The 18632-nt window shown below is 45.3% G+C and carries 9 protein-coding genes; 2 read left to right on the forward strand and 7 right to left on the reverse strand.

Features of this window, described 5'->3' with window-relative positions; genetic code table 11:
• Positions 1–26 precede the first annotated feature (26 nt).
• The 6 genes from KJB05_RS25625 to pstS all read right to left on the reverse strand — a co-directional run bounded on the left by KJB05_RS25625 (position 27) and on the right by pstS (position 15499).
• Positions 27–10562 (reverse strand): DUF11 domain-containing protein, encoded by a 10536-nt coding sequence (locus tag KJB05_RS25625; protein ID WP_213053118.1) that lies wholly within the window; start codon positions 10560–10562, stop codon positions 27–29.
• Between the two features lie 380 nt (positions 10563–10942).
• Complete coding sequence (locus KJB05_RS25630) at positions 10943–11668, reverse strand: SDR family oxidoreductase (RefSeq protein WP_208444304.1); 726 nt, start codon at positions 11666–11668, stop codon at positions 10943–10945.
• Positions 11669–11793: 125 nt separating this feature from the next.
• On the reverse strand, positions 11794–12600 hold the full coding sequence (gene pstB, locus KJB05_RS25635; protein WP_348542144.1) for a phosphate ABC transporter ATP-binding protein PstB: 807 nt from the start codon (positions 12598–12600) through the stop codon (positions 11794–11796).
• Positions 12601–12650: 50 nt separating this feature from the next.
• Complete coding sequence (pstA, locus tag KJB05_RS25640) at positions 12651–13487, reverse strand: phosphate ABC transporter permease PstA (RefSeq protein ID WP_208444306.1); 837 nt, start codon at positions 13485–13487, stop codon at positions 12651–12653.
• On the reverse strand, positions 13484–14413 hold the full coding sequence (gene pstC / locus KJB05_RS25645) for a phosphate ABC transporter permease subunit PstC (RefSeq protein ID WP_005441028.1): 930 nt from the start codon (positions 14411–14413) through the stop codon (positions 13484–13486). Before pstC ends, pstA begins: the two co-directional genes overlap by 4 nt.
• Positions 14414–14464: 51 nt before the next feature.
• Positions 14465–15499 carry a phosphate ABC transporter substrate-binding protein PstS gene (gene pstS / locus KJB05_RS25650; protein WP_208444317.1) on the reverse strand — a complete coding sequence of 345 codons (1035 nt, stop codon included), beginning with the start codon at positions 15497–15499 and terminating at the stop codon, positions 14465–14467.
• Between the two features lie 370 nt (positions 15500–15869).
• On the opposite strand from pstS, the gene KJB05_RS25655 reads away from it, so the two are divergent.
• Together KJB05_RS25655 and KJB05_RS25660 are read left to right on the forward strand one after the other, a co-directional pair.
• Positions 15870–17264, forward strand: a complete 1395-nt coding sequence (locus KJB05_RS25655) for a HAMP domain-containing sensor histidine kinase (protein ID WP_041053805.1) — start codon at positions 15870–15872, stop codon at positions 17262–17264.
• Positions 17261–17890 carry a response regulator gene (locus KJB05_RS25660; protein WP_005441035.1) on the forward strand — a complete coding sequence of 210 codons (630 nt, stop codon included), beginning with the start codon at positions 17261–17263 and terminating at the stop codon, positions 17888–17890. Before KJB05_RS25655 ends, KJB05_RS25660 begins: the two co-directional genes overlap by 4 nt.
• A gap of 91 nt (positions 17891–17981) precedes the next feature.
• Here KJB05_RS25660 and KJB05_RS25665 read toward each other — a convergent pair whose 3' ends face one another.
• Entirely contained in the window at positions 17982–18542 is a 561-nt protein-coding gene (locus KJB05_RS25665; RefSeq protein WP_020197144.1) for a sugar O-acetyltransferase, read from the reverse strand.
• Between the last annotated feature and the right edge of the window lie 90 nt (positions 18543–18632).

Consider the following 18632-nt stretch of genomic DNA (forward strand, 5'->3'; position numbering starts at 1 on the left):
ATTCCAGATACTGCTCCAATGACTCACTACTCTTGCTCGGTGTCTTTCGCTTTGCGATGAACACTGAAGTTAAACTTCGTGAGCTTATTCGGGGTAATTCGCAACACTTTCGGGTTTTCGCTCACCACTTCCATCGAAGTCGGTAGCGAGTCAGTGTCTAACTTCACTAGGAAGTTTTTCCCTTTCTTATTCAGCACCCATTGGTCGGGCACGTGGTAGCGTCCGTACTGGTCTGTATGAATGACGATGCCTTCCACCGTCATCAGCTTGACACCAGGTATCCCGTCTTCATAAACCCCTTTGTTCTCAATCACGATTTCCCACAAGTAGGCATCGCCATGTCGATAGAGGTTTCTTGTGACGTTAAGATTCTCTGCACTTAGGCCGTTCTTTTTGTCTGATTCATGAGCAAATTTGATTTGGCCTTGCGCATCAAATTCGATGCGTGAGCCACCGTCCGATGTGACGGTAAAATCAAAGCTCTCACGAGTACGTGTTTTGAATTGAATCGCGACAGATTTTGTTTCAGAAATGGTGCGGTTTATTGAGTGGCCCCAAAGGTCACCCAATTCAACACCTTCTTGCACGGCTGAAATCACTTGACCATTGTCTTGCTCATCCTCAACCGACAGCTCTTTCCCATCGCGGACGACGATTGTAGAGCCAGCGATGTAGTCCTGTGTAGGCAAGTTGGCAATCAATTCCACATCAAATGCCGTCGCGTCTGCTTGGAAACCGTCTTTGTTGTGGTCTTCAAACACCTTACCGATGATGGATGAGGTATCGAATACCTTGTCCGGTTCTACGGTCACTTTGGCACTGTCTTCGTTCGACACCGCAAGGCCATCGACTTTCGATACCGCGGTGTTGATGTAGTCACCAAACGTTGCGCCAACGGAAACTCGCAGTAGATAACGAATACGTAGCTTCTCGCCCGGATCGAAGTTCAATGAAGTAAACAGCAACTTGCCTGTGTCTGATGGTTCGATCGTCAACACTCGATCGTCTTCATTACCAAACTCACCATCTGGGCCACTCAACACCACTTCCGATGTATCAAGGATGTACTTGAAGCCGCCTGGGTAACGGTCTTCCACGGTGACGTTTTTGAAGTACGATTCGTTGTTGTTTTCTACAATGACTTCGTATTCCACGGCATCACCCACTTGCGCGGTGTCTTGCAACGCCGCTTTCGTTAGCTGAAGTTCACCACTGTTATCTGGGATCTTCTTGATGTGCGTGGTCACGCTGTCACTGGTTTGTGTACCGTCGCTTTCTGTCGCGGTAAAGGTGTTGGTGATGTCGTCATCCAAGCCTTTACCTAGCGTGCCCACAACTTCAAAGGCAAACGCATTACGTTTTTTCGACTTAAGGTTGACCGTTAAGTCCAAATCTTCACTTGCCGGGAAGGTGTGGCGATCAATCACGCTGCCGCTGTCGTCTACTTCAACACCTTCAATCGTCCAGTCGGTGAAGACCTTGTTGCCCGCTTCATTTTGCAGCTCACTGATTTCATCGGTTAGACGAACATTGGCTGCGTTACCATCACCTTGGTTCGTCACGGCTAAGTAATAAGTGACGGAATCATCATCCGGTGTGTATTCCGGCTTATCAGAACGCTTCTCGACCACAAGCTCAGCAGGAACAGGCGGTAAATCCAACGCTGCAACTTGGTCTGCTGAACCCTGCACTGAGGTTGGCGAAGGCATCATGCCTTTTGAGCGCGCCATTGCAGCCGGATTCCACGTCAGATCTAAGTAGTAACCGAGTACATCAATGTTGGTCAGCATGTCTTCGTTGACGGTCAACGTGAAGGTGTAATCAATCTTACCGCCCGGTGCGATATCAACGATGGTGAACAGGTCTTTATCGTCTTCATAATCGCCCGGCTGAGTTTCAGCCCCTTGCCAATCCGCCGTTAGCGTCCAATCATCAAAGGCTTTATCACGAGAACCATCGATGTAATCACCCATGGATTCAGCGAACTGAGTGTAGACCGCTACGTTCTTTGCAATACCGCGTCCGATGTTTTCAACTACTAAGTGATATTCCACTTTTTCACCCGGCACGTAATGTGGTGCGTCGGTGTAAAGCTCAGCCTGCACAACCGCACTCACACTCTGAACGGGTGGGCTGATCACATCACCACCATCGACTTGCGCGGTATTTACAATGGCTCCGGTCGCTGAATCCACAACCGTGCCTTTCGCGCGGAATACCACCTTACCTTTTGGTGCAATATCCACGCTGTATTCTGTCGGGCTGATCGATTCGACATTGCTACCTATGGTCTGTGATTCAACCTCAAGCGATGTTGAGCCATCTACAAACGCAGGGCCAGTTGTACCATCGTAATAACCAACTTGGATAGACGACATGTCATCCACCACGCTCAAATCGGTGATGTAGTTATTCGAGGTATTCTCGATTGTGATCAAGAACTCCAACTCTTCACCAGGTTCGTATTCGGTTTGAACGTTTGTTTTGGTGGCGACAAAATCGGAATCCATCGGCAGCATAATCGCCGTTGATTCTTGAGAAACACCGTTATAAGTGACGGTTGCAGTGTTACTGATTTGACCAATCGCTGTGGTACGGATCAGCGCTTTCACACGGAAGGTCACGGTACTCTCAGGCGCAATATCCATGGTTGCATTAATATCGTCGCTCAGCTCAAACGTTTTTGGCGTCACAACCGTGCGTTCATCCGATGCTTCGTACGTCACTTCCCACAACATAAACGCTGACTCTTTGTTACCACTGGTGGTATCAACATCGATGTCGCTGATGATGTCTTTCAGTTCAACACCAGAAGCAAACGCCAATGACGTATTGCTCACCGTAATGTCATAGTTGATCAGTTTGGTCACTTCATACGTGGTTGTATCAACGATCTTATTAATGGACACCGTCGCTAGAATTGGCGTACTGGTTACGCTTTTTTCTGCTGTACTCCCTTCAAACGTTGTACTCGCGGTATTGGTGATGTCACCCGTCGCATTGGCTACCGTTGTCGCTTGAATGGTATAAACGATCGTATCTTCAGGAGCGATATCCAGCGTCTCTTTCAGATCTTCACCTGTTGTTGGTGCTGGTACTGGCGTTTCACCCGTTGTTGAAACCGCTGAAATCTGAATTGAACTTGGGTCAAACGCTTTTCCTGTGGTGCCGCCAGCAAGTGTCGTTTCAATCGACTTCAATGTGTCTTCAATTTCAACGGCTTCTGCCCAACCTAAGCCGTTGTTCTTAACCGTCACGGTATAAGTCAGCGTATCACCCGGTAGGTATTCAAGCTTGTCGACTTCTTTCGCCAACGTGACTTGCGCGTCTTCAGGCAAATACGTCGCTTCCGCAGTGTAGTCTGTGCCATCACTGTCCACTTTAACTAAGTTAGTGATGTTGCCTTTGGCCTTGTCGTTGACGGTATTCGTTACAACGAGAGAGTAACTATCGCCCGGGTGGATACTGTAAGTCGCGCTGTAACCCTGATCGGTATCGATCACGTTTTTACGGGCGTTCAGCAAAGGATCGCCACTACCACCGAGTACTTCATCACTGATCACCCATTTACCCGTAAAGGCTTGTTCTTTGTCAGTACTGTTCGCCACATCGGTCATAATGGTATCGATGCGATCCACTAACACTTGATCGACCAAGTAACCTTCACCGACGTTAGTTAACGTGATTTTGTAAGAAACAGGCTGACCCGGTTGGTATTTTGCATCTGGTTCTGCAATTGGTGTTGTCTCTTTGGTCAACGCCAATTGGCCCGGTTTTGGTGTGATAAAGCGTTGCGGCCCTAGTTGAGCACGTTTACTACCTAGGCCATACAATAAGAAGGCAGTATTGGTAAAACGACCTACAGCGTCATCGCGGACTTTACCTTGGATGTGGATGCGAATAACGGTGTAATCACCACCACCACCGGTACCAGCATCATCACGTCCTGCCATTTTTATTGAGCCGGCAGGAATATTGATATCCGGATTAGTTACACCAACGAGTTTATCTAGCTGAGAGAAATCATTTGCTGCCGGATCAGAAGGCGCAGAGTCTAGCAGCACTTCATAATCCATAGTCCACTCTTCTAAAGCCGGCTTCATTGAGCCATCGACGGTTTCAACCTCAAAGCTTGCGATGTCATCTAGTAATCCAAAATAGCCCGTACTTACATCATCATTAGTAATATCGATATAATAATTAACCATCCCGCCCGGAACATATTGAGGAGTATCAGTCCATTTATCGATCAAATACTGAGATCGGCCAGCTTCTAGAACAATATCATTCGTGTTGTCCCCATTGACTTGTGCTGTATTGGTTATTGAACCTGTCGCAGAAGCAGCCACCGTCCCTTTCACATCAAAAACAATGAACTCACCAGGTCGAAGGTCAACAGTAGCATTTAACGGAACACCGCCGTCGTAATTGCCAGTTACAGCATATGACCCTACAGGCTCAACCGCGATCGACGTTGACCATTTCGTAAATGCTGCTGTGCCATCTGAAGTATTGATATGGTTGATGGCATCGATAACACGAACGTCATTAGCGATGCTGTCGCCCGTGTTTTCAAGGGTGACTTGATATTCCACATCACCACGAGGAGCATAAGTACAGCCACTGCCATCACTAGAAGGAACCGAACAACTCGCTGAATCGCCATCGGTGTACTCTAGCGTCTTGAAGTAGTTGATTTCTGAAGGCTTAGGAGGAATAGGCTCCGACGAAGCCGACTTACCATCTGCGGTCACTCGGTTCGCTTCAATCTCACCCAGAGCGTCGTCTCTTACTGTACCTGTCAGGTTAAAGGTCAACGCTTCGCCGGCTGCAATATCCACTTCGATATCGAGATTACCGGCTACGCTGTAACCCGGAACATAGGTATCAATGTTCGCGTCGATACCATTACTCACCTTATGACTGATATCACCAGAGGCATACGCCGGTTTGGTTGTTCCGCCAATAACTTCAACGCCAATATCGGTCACCGTATCTTGAATACGCACATCGTTCGCCCACCCATTTTCTGGGTTAGTAACCACGAACTCGTACTCCACTTCGTCACCAGGGATGTAAGTATCTCCTGAGGTGAAAGGCGTACCATTAATAGACACGACGCGTTTTTCCACATTGATGTTGTTCGCCAAAGGCAGCAATGTGGCCGTGCGGTTTTTGCCATCGTAGTTCGCGGTGTTTTTAATATCACCCAATGCATCCTCTCGGATGGTGCCATGGACGGTGAACGTCAATGACTCCTGAGGGGCAATAACAATGTCATTGTCAATATTGATATTGTTACCATCAACAAAGCCAACAGCCTCTGTAATCGAGTCTGGTTCGGCATCTTTGACTAGGTTCACTTCCCAACCAGCATCAAATGGTTGACCGACAGGGTCCCCGCCCGCCGTTGAGTTGTCTTCTGCAATACGGGTCTGAATCGTCTCGATGGTGTCTTTTAGACGAGCGCCATATTCGGTGCCGTAGCCGTTGTTTTTCAGTTGAATACGGTAGTAAACCTCACTCTCACCCGATGCTTGTGAGTAGGTAGTTTTCTCTGCGCTGAATCCAGCATCAGAGAAGGCTTTCTTATTGAAGCTGATTTCCGGGTCGGCCATTGACGCTGGAGGAGACACTGCAATTAGCTTGTTGCCATCATCTTCATCAATAAACGCTCGGTTAGTAAACGAACCTACCGCTTTTGGACTTATCTTCGCTAGAATCACGTAGCGAACATGAGGCGTGGTTAAGAAGCCACCGAAGTCTTTAGCCGCAATATCGACGTGAGTATTGATAGGGTCTTTAATCCAAGTGCCTGTGACAATCGCACCATCTACATCCGGGTCAGAGATACCAGAATGATCGGTCTCTGTCGTTATCCTCCACTCATCGAACGCACGGCCTCGACTACCGTCATAGTAGTCCGTCATAATTTCATCAATGTCGTCACGTAGGCTCATATTATCGACATGAGCCTCGGCTATGTTATCTATCCGAATCTCATACTCAACATATCCACCCGGCATATAGTGAGTTGCGCCAGTAAGTTTATTTCCATCTACATCATAGAAAGCGAGAATATTTTTTTCGTACTCAACTTTGTTTACAGTCTGCTTAATACTGTGAGCAATGCTGTCACCATCAACCCTTAGCAAGTTGACGATTTCGCCTTGAGCTTTGTCATTGATTGTCGCAACCACTTCATACTCTAACGTAGCTCCCATTGGGATATCGGCTAAAACATCAAGGTTACTATCAGTAGATGTGTAGACATTGCCAGCACCTGCACCAGCGTCGACATACTCTTTGTTGTCACCAGTCGCCTTTGAGGTAACGTCCCAAGTAACGTATGCGTCACCTGTACCGCCATCAACGAGATCAACCTTGATATCCTCAAGATTATCGACAATTGGAATGTCATCAGCATTGGCTTTACCGTCGTTCTCAATGATCAAACGATACGTGACAGTTTTACCCGGTTCGTAAACCGTTTCATCAGTGATTTTGTCAAAATTAAGGTGATAATCATTCGGAATAACAATGGTGTCACGATAGTTAATATCACCAACCGCATCCGGACGAATAATCCCTTTCACGGTGTACGTAACATCTTCACCTTCATCGATATCAATCGTAGTCACAATGTCATTATTGTCAGCGACCGTACCGTCTTTAGTACCATCTGTAGTACCCGCATTCGCAGGAGCACTTTTCTCAACGCTTACACTGAATTGATTAGTCTTTGTCGTAGGATCATAGAACGGGTTGCCCGTTGAGCCATCTTGCAATTGAACTGAAATACCATTAATCAATTCATTCACATCAACGTTATTGCGGTAGCCTTTGCCATCTTGTGAGGTGTACTTGAAGGTATAGATCAGCTCATCACCTGGAGAGTAACGGTTGATGTTAGTGGTACGGAAAACATCACCATTGTTATAAACCTGATGGTTTTCAGCAACGGCACGTTTTAGGTATTCACATGAAGTAGTGCAACCTGCATCGCGCATATCTATTAGTAACGCTTCGTTACGAATGATATCAAGGTCACCAGCTTCAACCCCATTTGATACTGCATTGTCTTTGACCAAAGCCCTGATCTTTATCGTTTTCAACTCATCAGGCTCAAGAGATAAATGAATTCTTACGTCATTGGTAGACTCACTTCCATAACCACTACCGGTATCTACCAACCAGTGCTCAAACGCAGGTTGATTTGTCTCATCTTCCACAACTCCCGTTTTTTCATTGGCAAGCGTTGTCATGACCTTTGTTAGTTCGTCTCTTAGCTCTACTTCTGCGAAGCTTTCTTCATCGTTATTCTTTACTAAAATTGTATATTCAAGATATTCACCCGGCGTATAACGAACTACATTGGTCGCTTTAGTAATAGAAACATTGATATCAAAAAGACTGTCACTATTATCAATTTGCGCAGAAGAGCTATGGTCACGGTCTGTTAATGGATCATAAACATCAACACGGTTGGAAACCTGATCGTGTGGGTAATCACTCTTGACGATACCGGAAACTTCATAATGCACCCACCCTCCCGGAGTGATATCGACGTCGGTATCAATATTTTCGTTATCTGCAACATCACCGTAGCGTGAACCAGGCTCATCGGTATTTGTCGAACCTGTTACAGACCAGCTCGAGAAGAAGTTCAACGCTTCGATGTCATCCTTAACGGTTGCATCATTGGCGTAACCCACTCCACGGTTGTAGATGTAGATATCAAACGTTGCACGCTCACCAACAATAAAATTGGCGTTTTGAGCGGTTTTTGCCACAACAAGGTTAGGCTCATGCGGATGCGTCGTGACTGAATCCGATAAATTGATGTTGTCTTCTGTTTCAGTTGAGTTGACGGTTGCTGTGTTAGAGAAAGATCCCCACAGGATTTCAGTATCAACACTGCGATCAAGAGTACCAACAATGGTATATGTGATGGTTACACCCGGTGGGATTTGAGCGATAACATCAAGATCGTTGTTATCAGAAAAGTCTCCGGTGTCAGCGGCCACTTTTAACCAAGGCGAATCTGCCTCAATGTCTGCTGAAATAGTCCACGAGGTGAAGACTTTCTTCATCGCGCCTGCTGGTTCTAAAAGTTCTGCCTCTATGGTGCTGATTTCGTCTTTGATTGCGATATTAGAAGCAAAGCCATTGCCTTCAGGGTTAGTCACACTGATGGTGTAAGTCACTTCATTGGTCGTATTGGTGTACCAACTCTCTTCATCATTACCTTCAACGCGCTTATCCAACACGAGGTAGTAATCACGAGGGTAAGAACCTCGATCAGAATAAAGCTTGCCATCCACTTCAACTTCGTTGCGGATTTCATCATCCGCAATTGGGTTTACCACCGCGGCAATCGAGTAAATGATGGTCTCTTTTGGGGCAACCGTCGCATTTACATCTAAGATGTTTTTGTTGCTTTGGTTACCATTGATCTCCCCTGTAAAGCCAGGTTCACTAATGGTGGAAACCGTACCATCCTCGGCGTAAGCGACTGCGGTTACAACCCAACTAACGTATGCTTGAGTTGATGAGCCATTAATAGACGTCGTTGTTACTGAAGCCAGATCATCATAAACAGGTACATCGATCGCGTAACCTTCACCGCTGTTTTCTACTGTGATGGTGTAGTTTAGAGTACTACCAGACGAGTAGTAACGAGAGTCGACTTCTTTTTGGACTTTCAAATTAGAGTTTGGCATTTGAACACCAGAACCGACTTCGCCTAGGTTATCGCCCAAACAAAGACCTGCATCTGTGCCGTCATCAACAATTTGGCCAACGCTGTCGTCCGCCACTCTTGCTGTCAGCTTGTAACGAACATAGCCTTCTGGAGCTAAATCGACTTTTAGATCGATGTCATTGGTTGTCCAAGCGCCATAGTTGAATGAACCATAGTTAGAGCCTTCGCCACGGCTATCCGCGATTTCAAGCTTCCACTCCGAGAACGCAGAACCAGACGAACCATCAACTTGGTCAGTTACGTTACATGCAAACCTGTCCAATACGGTTATATCATTGGCAAAGTATTTCGAGTCCGCATTCGAGATCTCGATGTCGTAAACCACTTCATTCTCACCAGAAACACCAGGGACATACGTCGTGTCAGAAGTCTTCTTGAATCGTGAAATTTTACCTGAGGAGGAATCCAACACCTCTTCAGTATTCAAAGTATTTGTTAGCTGATCGGCAGAGTCTGAGGTTCCGCCACCATTTAAAACACGAGCAATAACTTGTGGGATCTTACCGATAGCAACAGGACTAGCATGCACAACGACGGAGTAAAGTATTTGTTCCCCAGGGTAAATAGAGACTTTATCATTCAGTGATTTATTCGTTTCTTTGCCTGATGCATCGAGTTCTGAAGTGCTGTTTGCACCAATACTAATAACTTCGTTCGTCCACAACGAGTAAGGGTTGCCAGTCGTATCATCGGCATTTTTACCATTAGTGATCTCATTACCTAGTTCGGACTCAACATCCTCCATCAACTGCTGAACGGTGTAGTTGTGAGCGATACCAGCACTTGATGCATTTTGGACTGTTATGGTGTACGAAAAGTCTTCGCCAACTAAATAATCGTCGCTTTTGTTAAGTATATGAGTAAGGGTTACATCCGCACTTTTTGGTGGCGTTGTCGTTGTTGTGGCGGCTTTAAAGTCATCACGCGTTTCTGCTTTTGCGCTGTCGTTAATAATATCGCCAACCAATGTCGGGGCAACTTGTCCTCGGATGGTATAAGTCACTGAACCACCAACTGCGATAGATACATCCTTCGCATCCAAGTTACCGCTTGTTGAGAACGTCCCCGCATTACTCCCTGAACCCGAAGTAGAAGAACTGTTAGATACGGACGTAAAGGCTGAAATCATTGCACCATTGATGTCTTCGGCCTCAATATCGGCCACAAGGTCGGTAACCGTCATACCTTGGATTTTTGCAGAGCCTGTGTTCGATACTTTTAGGGTGTAAACAAGAGCCTGCCCTGTGCCATATTTATCAACCGACGCAGAAAGATCGATGCTGTGTTCATACACCACTCTCTGGTGGGTAGTTGTGTTTGAGTCTTCTCGTGAAAGCGCACCAGAGCGGACACTAGCGACGTTAGTAATATCACCTGCCGCCTGCTCTGAAACGGTTGCTTTGATGGTGTAAGAAACCGTGCCGTTATTACGAATTCGTACATCAGCCGCAGTTAGGTTGCCATTTCGGTTGTAGTCACCAGCAGAAGACAGAAAAGAAGCGGATGCGGAGATCTCTGCGCTTTCAAACGCATTCACCGAACCACCAGAATCACCGGAAGTCATGATGTTCATGATCTCATCATTGACCTCTAACCCGGAAAGTGTGGAACCAGAGGTGTTGGTTAAGGTCAATGTATATTCAATCTGGCTGCCGTTATCGTATTGGCCACTTACCGGTGACAATTGGACATCAAGCCCGGCTATATCCGCTTTCGCAGGCATAGCAATCAATACCATTAGGAACGACAAAAACGCACCACCTAAGGAGCGAATCAAACGACTAAAATCTTTCGACATACTTACTTCTACTTTCCAAATCAGCTAGTTAAGAAAAACCAGGATTAATCAAGGCGAATTAATCAGCAGAAAAGTTTAGCGAAGCGAATGTGATTACAGTCGGCATCTTTCGAGCGAAGAGTTTTTTAAATGCCTATTACGACCATGAAGAAAAACAATATGTAAGGCAGGATTTAAGGGGGGTAGCATTCAAAGCATTGATATATCGATACAAACCTCCAAATCAGAGCCAATAATTTTAGAACTATTTAGTTGATGGAAACCTATAAAACCGGTCAATAAGCAACCAACTCGAAATCAGAAAGGGAAATTTTTGTTGACATGAAAGACTAGGAAGGCGCTATTGCAGAGCATTCCTAGTCGATAGAATTGGGCTTTTCTTAATCTAGCAAGCTGTCTTGATAAATCATTTTTTTACTCATTCCACCATCAACGACCAAATTGTGGCCATTAATGAAGTCATTCTCTGGGTGCGTTAAAAAAAGACACGCATTAACAATATCTTTGGCTTCCCCTACTCGACCTGATGGATGCTGTTGATGGTCAAAACTATCAAGTTCACCATACCCTTCAACTTGAATCCAACCAGGACTAACCGCGTTGACGGTAATTGGCGTATCTGACAACGAAATGGCCATCGATTGTGTCATAGAGACCACACCACCTTTTGATGCGCCGTAAGCATCCCAACCAGATTCATTTTGGCTCCAGCGCGTAGAGGCAATGTTGATGATTCGTCCATAAGACTGAGTATGATTCAATGCGATAAATCGTCGGGAACAAGCAAACGCACCTTTGAGGTTAACGTCAATCACACGTGAAAACTCTTCAAAAGTCAGCTGCTGAATGGGTTTGTTAAAGTTGGCGATCGCACCATTGTTGATGAGGACATCGACTTTGCCGTACTTTCCTTGGATCTCATAAAAAGCCTGTTCAATCTGCTCTGGTCGCCCTAAATCAACGAGGTGAAAATCCATATCTGGATTCTTATTGGGCGCAATGTCTAGCACGATAACTTTTGCTTGTTGCTCAAGGTAGGCAAGAGCAAGGTGTTGACCGATACCTTGGCTACCGCCAGTAATCACGACCACTTTATCTTTATACATACAGAGTTCTTAATTGTTTTTAATAACCCCAATTTTAGGGCCCAAACGCATAAAAAAATAGGCACGATTCTCGCAAAATCGTGCCTAAAGAGTGCTGAATCAACAGCCGCTATTGTTGTTATTCGTTATCCAAAATCACCAGAGATGTATCGCTTAGTACGATCATTATCTGGACGGTGGAAAATTTTGTCGGTCGTGCCATATTCTTCTAACTTACCGAGGTACATAAAACCGGTGTAATCAGAGATACGCATCGCTTGCTGCATGTTATGCGTAACGATAACAATGGTGTATTTCTCGCGCAGTTCAGTAATCAAGGTTTCAATCGCTGCAGTCGCAATTGGGTCAAGCGCTGAAGTCGGTTCATCCATTAGGATTACTTCAGGCTCTAGAGCAATCGTACGAGCGATACATAAACGCTGCTGCTGACCACCCGACAAGCCATTTGCATCGGCATCCAACTTGTCTTTCACCTCTTCCCACAAATGCGCGCGTTTTAATGCAGATTCAACACGATCTTTGATCTCTGCTTTGCTAAACGTACCTTGGATTTTAAGACCAAACGCCATGTTCTCGTAAATCGACATTGGGAATGGTGTCGGCTTTTGGAAAACCATACCGACTTTAGAGCGCAGCTCATTAACATCGGTGTTGTTAAAGATGCTTTCGCCATCCAACAAGATCTCACCTTCCGCATACTGATGACTGTACAAATCGTAAATTCGGTTCAAGGTACGAAGAAGCGTGGATTTACCACAACCCGAAGGGCCAATAAGTGCCGTCACACGGTTTTTGTAAATCGGCATGGATACCGATTTCAGTGCTGCATCTGCGCCTTTGTTGTAGTAAAAATTTAAGTTTTGAATATCCATACGATGAGTCAGATTTGCTGTCACATCGTTGGTATTAATGCTGTCTACCAAAGTGCTCATAGTAGGTCCGTTCATGTTGTTTGTAGTGACTGGGTTTAAAGTTGCCGTGTTCATGCTCTTCTCGCTTTAAATAGCTGCGGCAACGAGGTCGCCAGTACGTTAACAATCAAAATAAAGGTCGTGATAATCAGTGCGCCAGCCCATGCTAGCTCCTGCCACGATGTGTATGGGCTCATCGCAAACTGGTAAATCGTTACCGGCAAGTTTGCCATCGGTTTGCTCATGTCCGTGGTCATAAAACTGCTGTTTAGCGCGGTAAACAACAAAGGTGCCGTTTCGCCCGAGATACGTGCGATAGATAATAGAATCGCGGTAATAATACCCGGCGCCGCAGCTCGGTAGCTTAGCTGGGTAATCACGCGCCATTTAGGTGCGCCTACGCCACTGCCCGCTTCTTTCAATGTTGGTGGAACAAGACGAAGCATCTCTTCGGTTGATGCAACAATCACTGGCAATGCAAGGACCGCAAGTGCAATTGCCCCCGCCCAACCCGAGTAACCACCGGTTGGAACCACAATCAAAGCATAAACAAACAGACCAACTAGAATCGATGGTGCGCTCATTAGCATGCCGTTAAGGAAGCGCAAAGACTCAGCAATCTTGTTGTCTTTGTCTGCTTCAGCAAGCCAAGTACCAGCCAGAACACCAATCGGGGCTGCGATTAAAATGCCCAAACCAGTCAGCATCAAGCTACCAATTAGTGCGTTTTTCAAACCACCTTGGCTGCCAGGACCTGGAGTCAGTTCAGTGAAAGTAGCGAAGCTCAAGCCCTTCACGCCTTCGCCAACAAGCGTATACAAAATACTGGCAAGAACGAAGACACCGAATGCGGCTGACAAAGAACAAAACGCTAAGAAACTAAGGTTCTTTAATTTTCTAGTATTCATGATGACTTCCTTAGTAAACGTCGAGCAAAGCCCATCACAAAGAAAGTGATAATAAAGAGCACAACGCCAAGCCCAATCAGCGAAGCGATATGAATTGGGTCTGTCGCTTCATTAAATTGCTGAGCAATCGTCGATGAGATTGAGCTCGCTGGCATAAAGAATGAAAACTCAATACGACTCGCTCCACCGATAACAAAAGCCACCGCCATTGTTTCGCCAAGTGCTCGCCCTAGGCCTAAGATGCCTGCGCTCACCGTTGCATTTTTTACTTTTGGGATAAGAACTTTGGTGATCACCTCAAATGGTGTCGCACCTGTTCCATACGCCGCTTCACGAAGTACATCAGGAACCGATTTAAGTGCGTCACGCGTCAATGACGTCATGATTGGCAAAATCATAAATGAAAGGATAATGCCCGCCGCTAACAAACCGATGCCAATCGGTGGCCCATTAAACCAGCTACCGATCAAAGGAATATCAACTAAATGCATGCCTGCCCACATTTGGAACCCTTCTGAGAACCAAGGAACAAAGACAAACAAACCCCACATACCATAGATAATACTTGGTACGGCAGCGAGTAGCTCAATGGCTTTACTCACTGGCTGACTTAGCCATTTAGGTGCTAGTTCAGCGAGGAACACTGCCGTACCTAGTGCGATAGGTGCAGCAATAACAATAGCGATGAAAGAAGTAACAAGTGTGCCGTAAATTGCAGAGGCAGCACCAAATTGACCATTGATTGGATCCCAAATATCTCTAAATACAAAGCCAGGGCCAAATTCTTTAAAAGCAGGCCATCCACCTTCAATTAGTGATAATAAAATACCAATTAGGGTCACAAAAATTAATAAAGCACTCGCGAAACTCAATTTATTAAAAACCGAATCACCATTTACTTTATTTTTAATAGCTAATGTAGTCATAATCTTTTATTCAGTTGTCTGGGGAATATATTCCCCAGACAACTTAATGAATTATTGAATAATCGCTTGGCCGTCAGATTTCAAACCATTTTTCCAAGTTTCGTTAACCATGTTAACTACCTTGCTTGGCATTGGGATGTAATCCAGCTCTTTCGCAAGCTCACCTTGCTCATAGCTCCACTCAAAGAACTTCACGATTTCTTTTGCTTTATTCGCATCCGATTGGTCTGTGTGCATTAGGATGAACGTAGCAGCGGTCATTGGCCAAGAATCAGCACCTGGCTGGTCGTTCAGTAGAAGGTGGTAACCTGGTGCATTTTCCCAATCAGCGTTAGCTGCAGCTGATTGGAAAGTGTCCATACTTGGGTTTAGGAACTTGCCTTCTTTAGACTGCATTTGGGTGTAAGCAAGGTCGTTTTGCTTAGCAAATGCGTATTCCACATAACCGATCGCACCGCGAGTACGGTTTACAAAGTTTGCGACACCTGCATTACCGTTACCTCCAATTGTTGTTGCTTTCTTTGGCCATGTAATGTCTTTACCAACACCAATAGACTCATGCCATTCAGGGCTTACGCGGTCTAGGTAATCAGTAAAGTTGTAAGTCGTACCAGAACCGTCCGAACGGTGCACTACGTAGATAGGTTGATTTGGTATTTCAACGCCTTCGTTTAGCGCTGTAATCGCCGGATCATTCCAGTTCTTGATATTGCCTAGGTAGATGTCAGCAAGCACTTTACCTGTTAGCTTAACTTCACCCGCATCGATGCCTGGGATGTTTACTACAGGAACAATTGCCCCCATCACCATTGGGAACTGAATCATGCCCTCTTTGTTCAACTCTTCAATAGCCAACGGCGCATCTGTCGCACCAAAGTCTACTGTGTTTGCTGTGATCTGACGGATACCGCCACCAGAGCCGATCGCTTGGTAGTTAATCTGAACGCCCGTTTCCTTTTGGTACTGCTCAGCCCACTTCGCATAAATAGGATGAGGGAATGTCGCACCAGCGCCATTGATCGTTGTTTTGGCAGCAACGCCGAATGATGCTGCAACCAGAACTGAAGACACTAGAGCTGATTTCATGAATTTCACAATATATCTCCGATATAATTTAGCGATTAAGTTGGGCTAATAAAAAAGCAACATTTAATTAGCCCAGATTAGTTTTAGTGTTCAAGTAAAACTAGGTATTGAAATAAATCCAACAATCAATCGGTGCTCACCAATCGACGGGTGCAGATTAGAAATTCAATATGACAGTTTTATTAAATACCGAGACTAAACCACACAATGTGAATAACAATTATCTCTGAAGAATTAATTATGATAAGAAAACTTCACACAACTTTTATAAAGTAAGTGCAGATGTAAAAGGATATGTATGCAATGCACCATAATAAGATTGCAAATATTAAATATTGATGAAGGGTAAGGAGTCATTTAGACTCAAACCATGGACATGTTACTCATCTTTAAGATATACCTCTTCTATGGCTTAGCTTTCTTCGCCATCTTTTTTGCCATTCTTTTTCGAGACTTACGCAAAAGCCGGATCGCTATCGCTTCTGCTTTACCTATTCTTGCGTTATTTGGGTTCATTCACGGTTTCCACGAATGGTCAGAACTTTACTTGGTCATGTATGAGCATGAGTTCACTCTCACTAAGGGAATAGAGACTTTTAAGGTATTCAAGCTCTGGTTCTCATTTATTGCGCTTGGCGCTTTTGCATGGAAGATGCTGGATCTCACGGACTGGAAGTACATTAAAGCCATCAAATATGGTGCACTCACTGTGCTTACCTTGTTTGTTATCAGCTTAATCGTTCGGTTCGGAAGTAACGAGTATGCAATTTACATTCACAACACTGCAAACCAAGTCCGATGGATATTCGGCTTAGGCGCTGGCGCCATCTCTGGGTTAGCAATGATGAGCTACGCGAACATCCTAGAAAAAGAAGGTCATGGCGCATCACTCCCATTTAAGTTAACCGGCCTTGCTTTGATCGCTTATGGCATTGCGGCAGGTGTACTGACCTCCGATTTAGGGCTTTGGGTGCTTGGCGTCAGAATGGTTTGTGCCATTTGTATTTTATGCACCTTATGGATCGCACTGCGCGTGTTTGATGATGAAAAAAGCAAACAACTTGAAAGTAACATTCAACTCTCTCAACAAGATGCCAAACTTAAAGAACTTGGTGAACTGACTTCCGCGGTCGCCCATGAAATCAAAACACCGCTCTCCAGCGCAACAATGAGTTGTGATTTATTGGAGAAACATTTACCAGACAACGAGGCCAGTCACAGACATTTAGCACGTATTCGTCACGGCTTAGAACGTGCTGCAGAGATCAGCCATGAAGTGCTGAATTACGCTCACCATAAACCAATCCAACGCGAAGTGGTTTCTTTGAAAAAGATCGTGGACCAAGCACTTTCCTTAAACCAATACCGCTTGGAGGGCTTCATTGTAAGTACTTCCCTTGATGACACGCTTAATGTCTTAGGTGATGCAGGCCAATTAGAAGAAGTGGTGACCAATATCATCGGTAACGCGATTGACGCTAGCCAAGAACACAAACAACTCTACATAGAAACATATCAAGACAAACTGGTGGCAATTCTCTCCATTTCCGATTGGGGGACTGGGATGCCACTGGACAAAATTGCCAAAGCGAAAACACCTTTCTACACCACAAAGCCAAGGGGTGAAGGCACAGGTATGGGATTGGCAATCAGTAATCAAATTATCTTACAACACGGTGGCGAGCTAAACTTGAGGAACTCGAAGAAGAGTGACCACATTACTGGCTTAACAGTTGAAATCCGCTTACCAAGGAATATTGAATGACACTAAAACTCTTACTTGCAGAAGACGATGTTGAATTGCGAGAGGTCCTCATTGAGGCATTAACCTTGGAATCGTTTGAAGTGGTCGCGTGTGATAACGCTGAAGACGCACTGGATATTGCCAGCGAGCAACACTTTGACTTAGCTTTGTTTGATGTCGTGATGACAGGGATGACAGGGATTGAAGCCCTTTCTGCCCTAAGACGCCTACATCCAAACATTGGCATCATCATCACCACCGCTTTTGCTACTGTTGATGTCGCCGTCGATGCGATGAAGAAGGGTGCTGATGAATTTCTTACTAAGCCGTTCAACCTTGCTGCATTGTCTGTCACGTTAAAGCGTGTCCACGCAGAGCGGTCACCAAAGTCACCGCTTGATGAAAGAAAGCATGACCAGATTTTTAGTGCGCTATCCAACCCGATTCGTCGCTCGGTTATAAAGCAGCTCAAGATCCATCGAAAAATGAAGTTCATGGACCTCTGTCGTGTGGTTGGTATTGAGGACCACACCAAGTTCAACTTCCACCTAAAACAACTGGTCAACAGCGGGTTGGTTATTAAAGAAGATGGGCGAATTTATTCGCTGACAGAGCAAGGGCAACAAGTCCACTCCAGCATGCTTTAACGCACCTTTAAAATGCATAAAAAAAGCCGACTGAATGTCGGCTTCTTAATTTTAATTCGCTGTCCCGTCCCGAGATAAGTTACCAATTCAATTATTTTTGTTCGATTGGACGAATTACTTTACATGGATTTCCTGCAGCAACTACGTTTGGTGGCACATCTTTCGTAACAACACTGCCCGCACCAATCACCGAGTTTTCGCCGATAGTCACACCAGGGCAAACAATCACACCGCCGCCTAACCATACGTTGTCACCAATAGTAATCGGCGTGCCAAACTCAACGCCCTCCTCTACACGGCCTTTGACATCCAAAGGATGTCCTGCAGTGTAAATCTGTACATTAGGAGCAAATAGAACATTATCTCCAATATGTACTTCCGCTACATCTAGCACCACACAGTTAAAGTTCGCGTAGAAGTTCTTTCCTAGTTTGATGTTTGAACCATAATCGCAGCGGAAAGGCGGTTCTAAATACGCCCCTTCAGAGTCAGGAATGAGCTCGTCAATTGCACTGCGCCATTCCTCAGTATCTGGAATGCTGTTGTTGATTTTCTGCAGTACTTTTCTGCATTCAATACGTGCTTGGTAAAGTTCTTTATCCCATGCATTGTATGGCTCACCAGCCAACATTTTTTCTTTCTCTGTTCTCATTGCTCACATCATCTCACACAAAATAAAGGCGCATCAAAACACATCCCAATCTCACAAAGTGTGACCTCGTTAATGGATCATTTATTTACG

The organism is Vibrio sp. B1ASS3 (genome assembly GCF_905175355.1).
GTDB classification, from domain to species: Bacteria; Pseudomonadota; Gammaproteobacteria; order Enterobacterales; family Vibrionaceae; genus Vibrio; species Vibrio owensii.

What these genes read in the sequence shown, in the direction of transcription:
- KJB05_RS25660 (WP_005441035.1), top strand. Translation starts at nt 17,261, where the DNA reads ATGACACTAAAACTCTTACTTGCAGAAGACGATGTTGAATTGCGAGAG.
- pstB (WP_348542144.1), bottom strand. Translation starts at nt 12,600, where the DNA reads ATGAGCACTTTGGTAGACAGCATTAATACCAACGATGTGACAGCAAAT.
- pstC (WP_005441028.1), bottom strand. Translation starts at nt 14,413, where the DNA reads ATGACTACATTAGCTATTAAAAATAAAGTAAATGGTGATTCGGTTTTT.
- KJB05_RS25655 (WP_041053805.1), top strand. Translation starts at nt 15,870, where the DNA reads ATGGACATGTTACTCATCTTTAAGATATACCTCTTCTATGGCTTAGCT.
- KJB05_RS25630 (WP_208444304.1), bottom strand. Translation starts at nt 11,668, where the DNA reads ATGTATAAAGATAAAGTGGTCGTGATTACTGGCGGTAGCCAAGGTATC.
- KJB05_RS25625 (WP_213053118.1), bottom strand. Translation starts at nt 10,562, where the DNA reads ATGTCGAAAGATTTTAGTCGTTTGATTCGCTCCTTAGGTGGTGCGTTT.
- KJB05_RS25665 (WP_020197144.1), bottom strand. Translation starts at nt 18,542, where the DNA reads ATGAGAACAGAGAAAGAAAAAATGTTGGCTGGTGAGCCATACAATGCA.
- pstS (WP_208444317.1), bottom strand. Translation starts at nt 15,499, where the DNA reads ATGAAATCAGCTCTAGTGTCTTCAGTTCTGGTTGCAGCATCATTCGGC.
- pstA (WP_208444306.1), bottom strand. Translation starts at nt 13,487, where the DNA reads ATGAATACTAGAAAATTAAAGAACCTTAGTTTCTTAGCGTTTTGTTCT.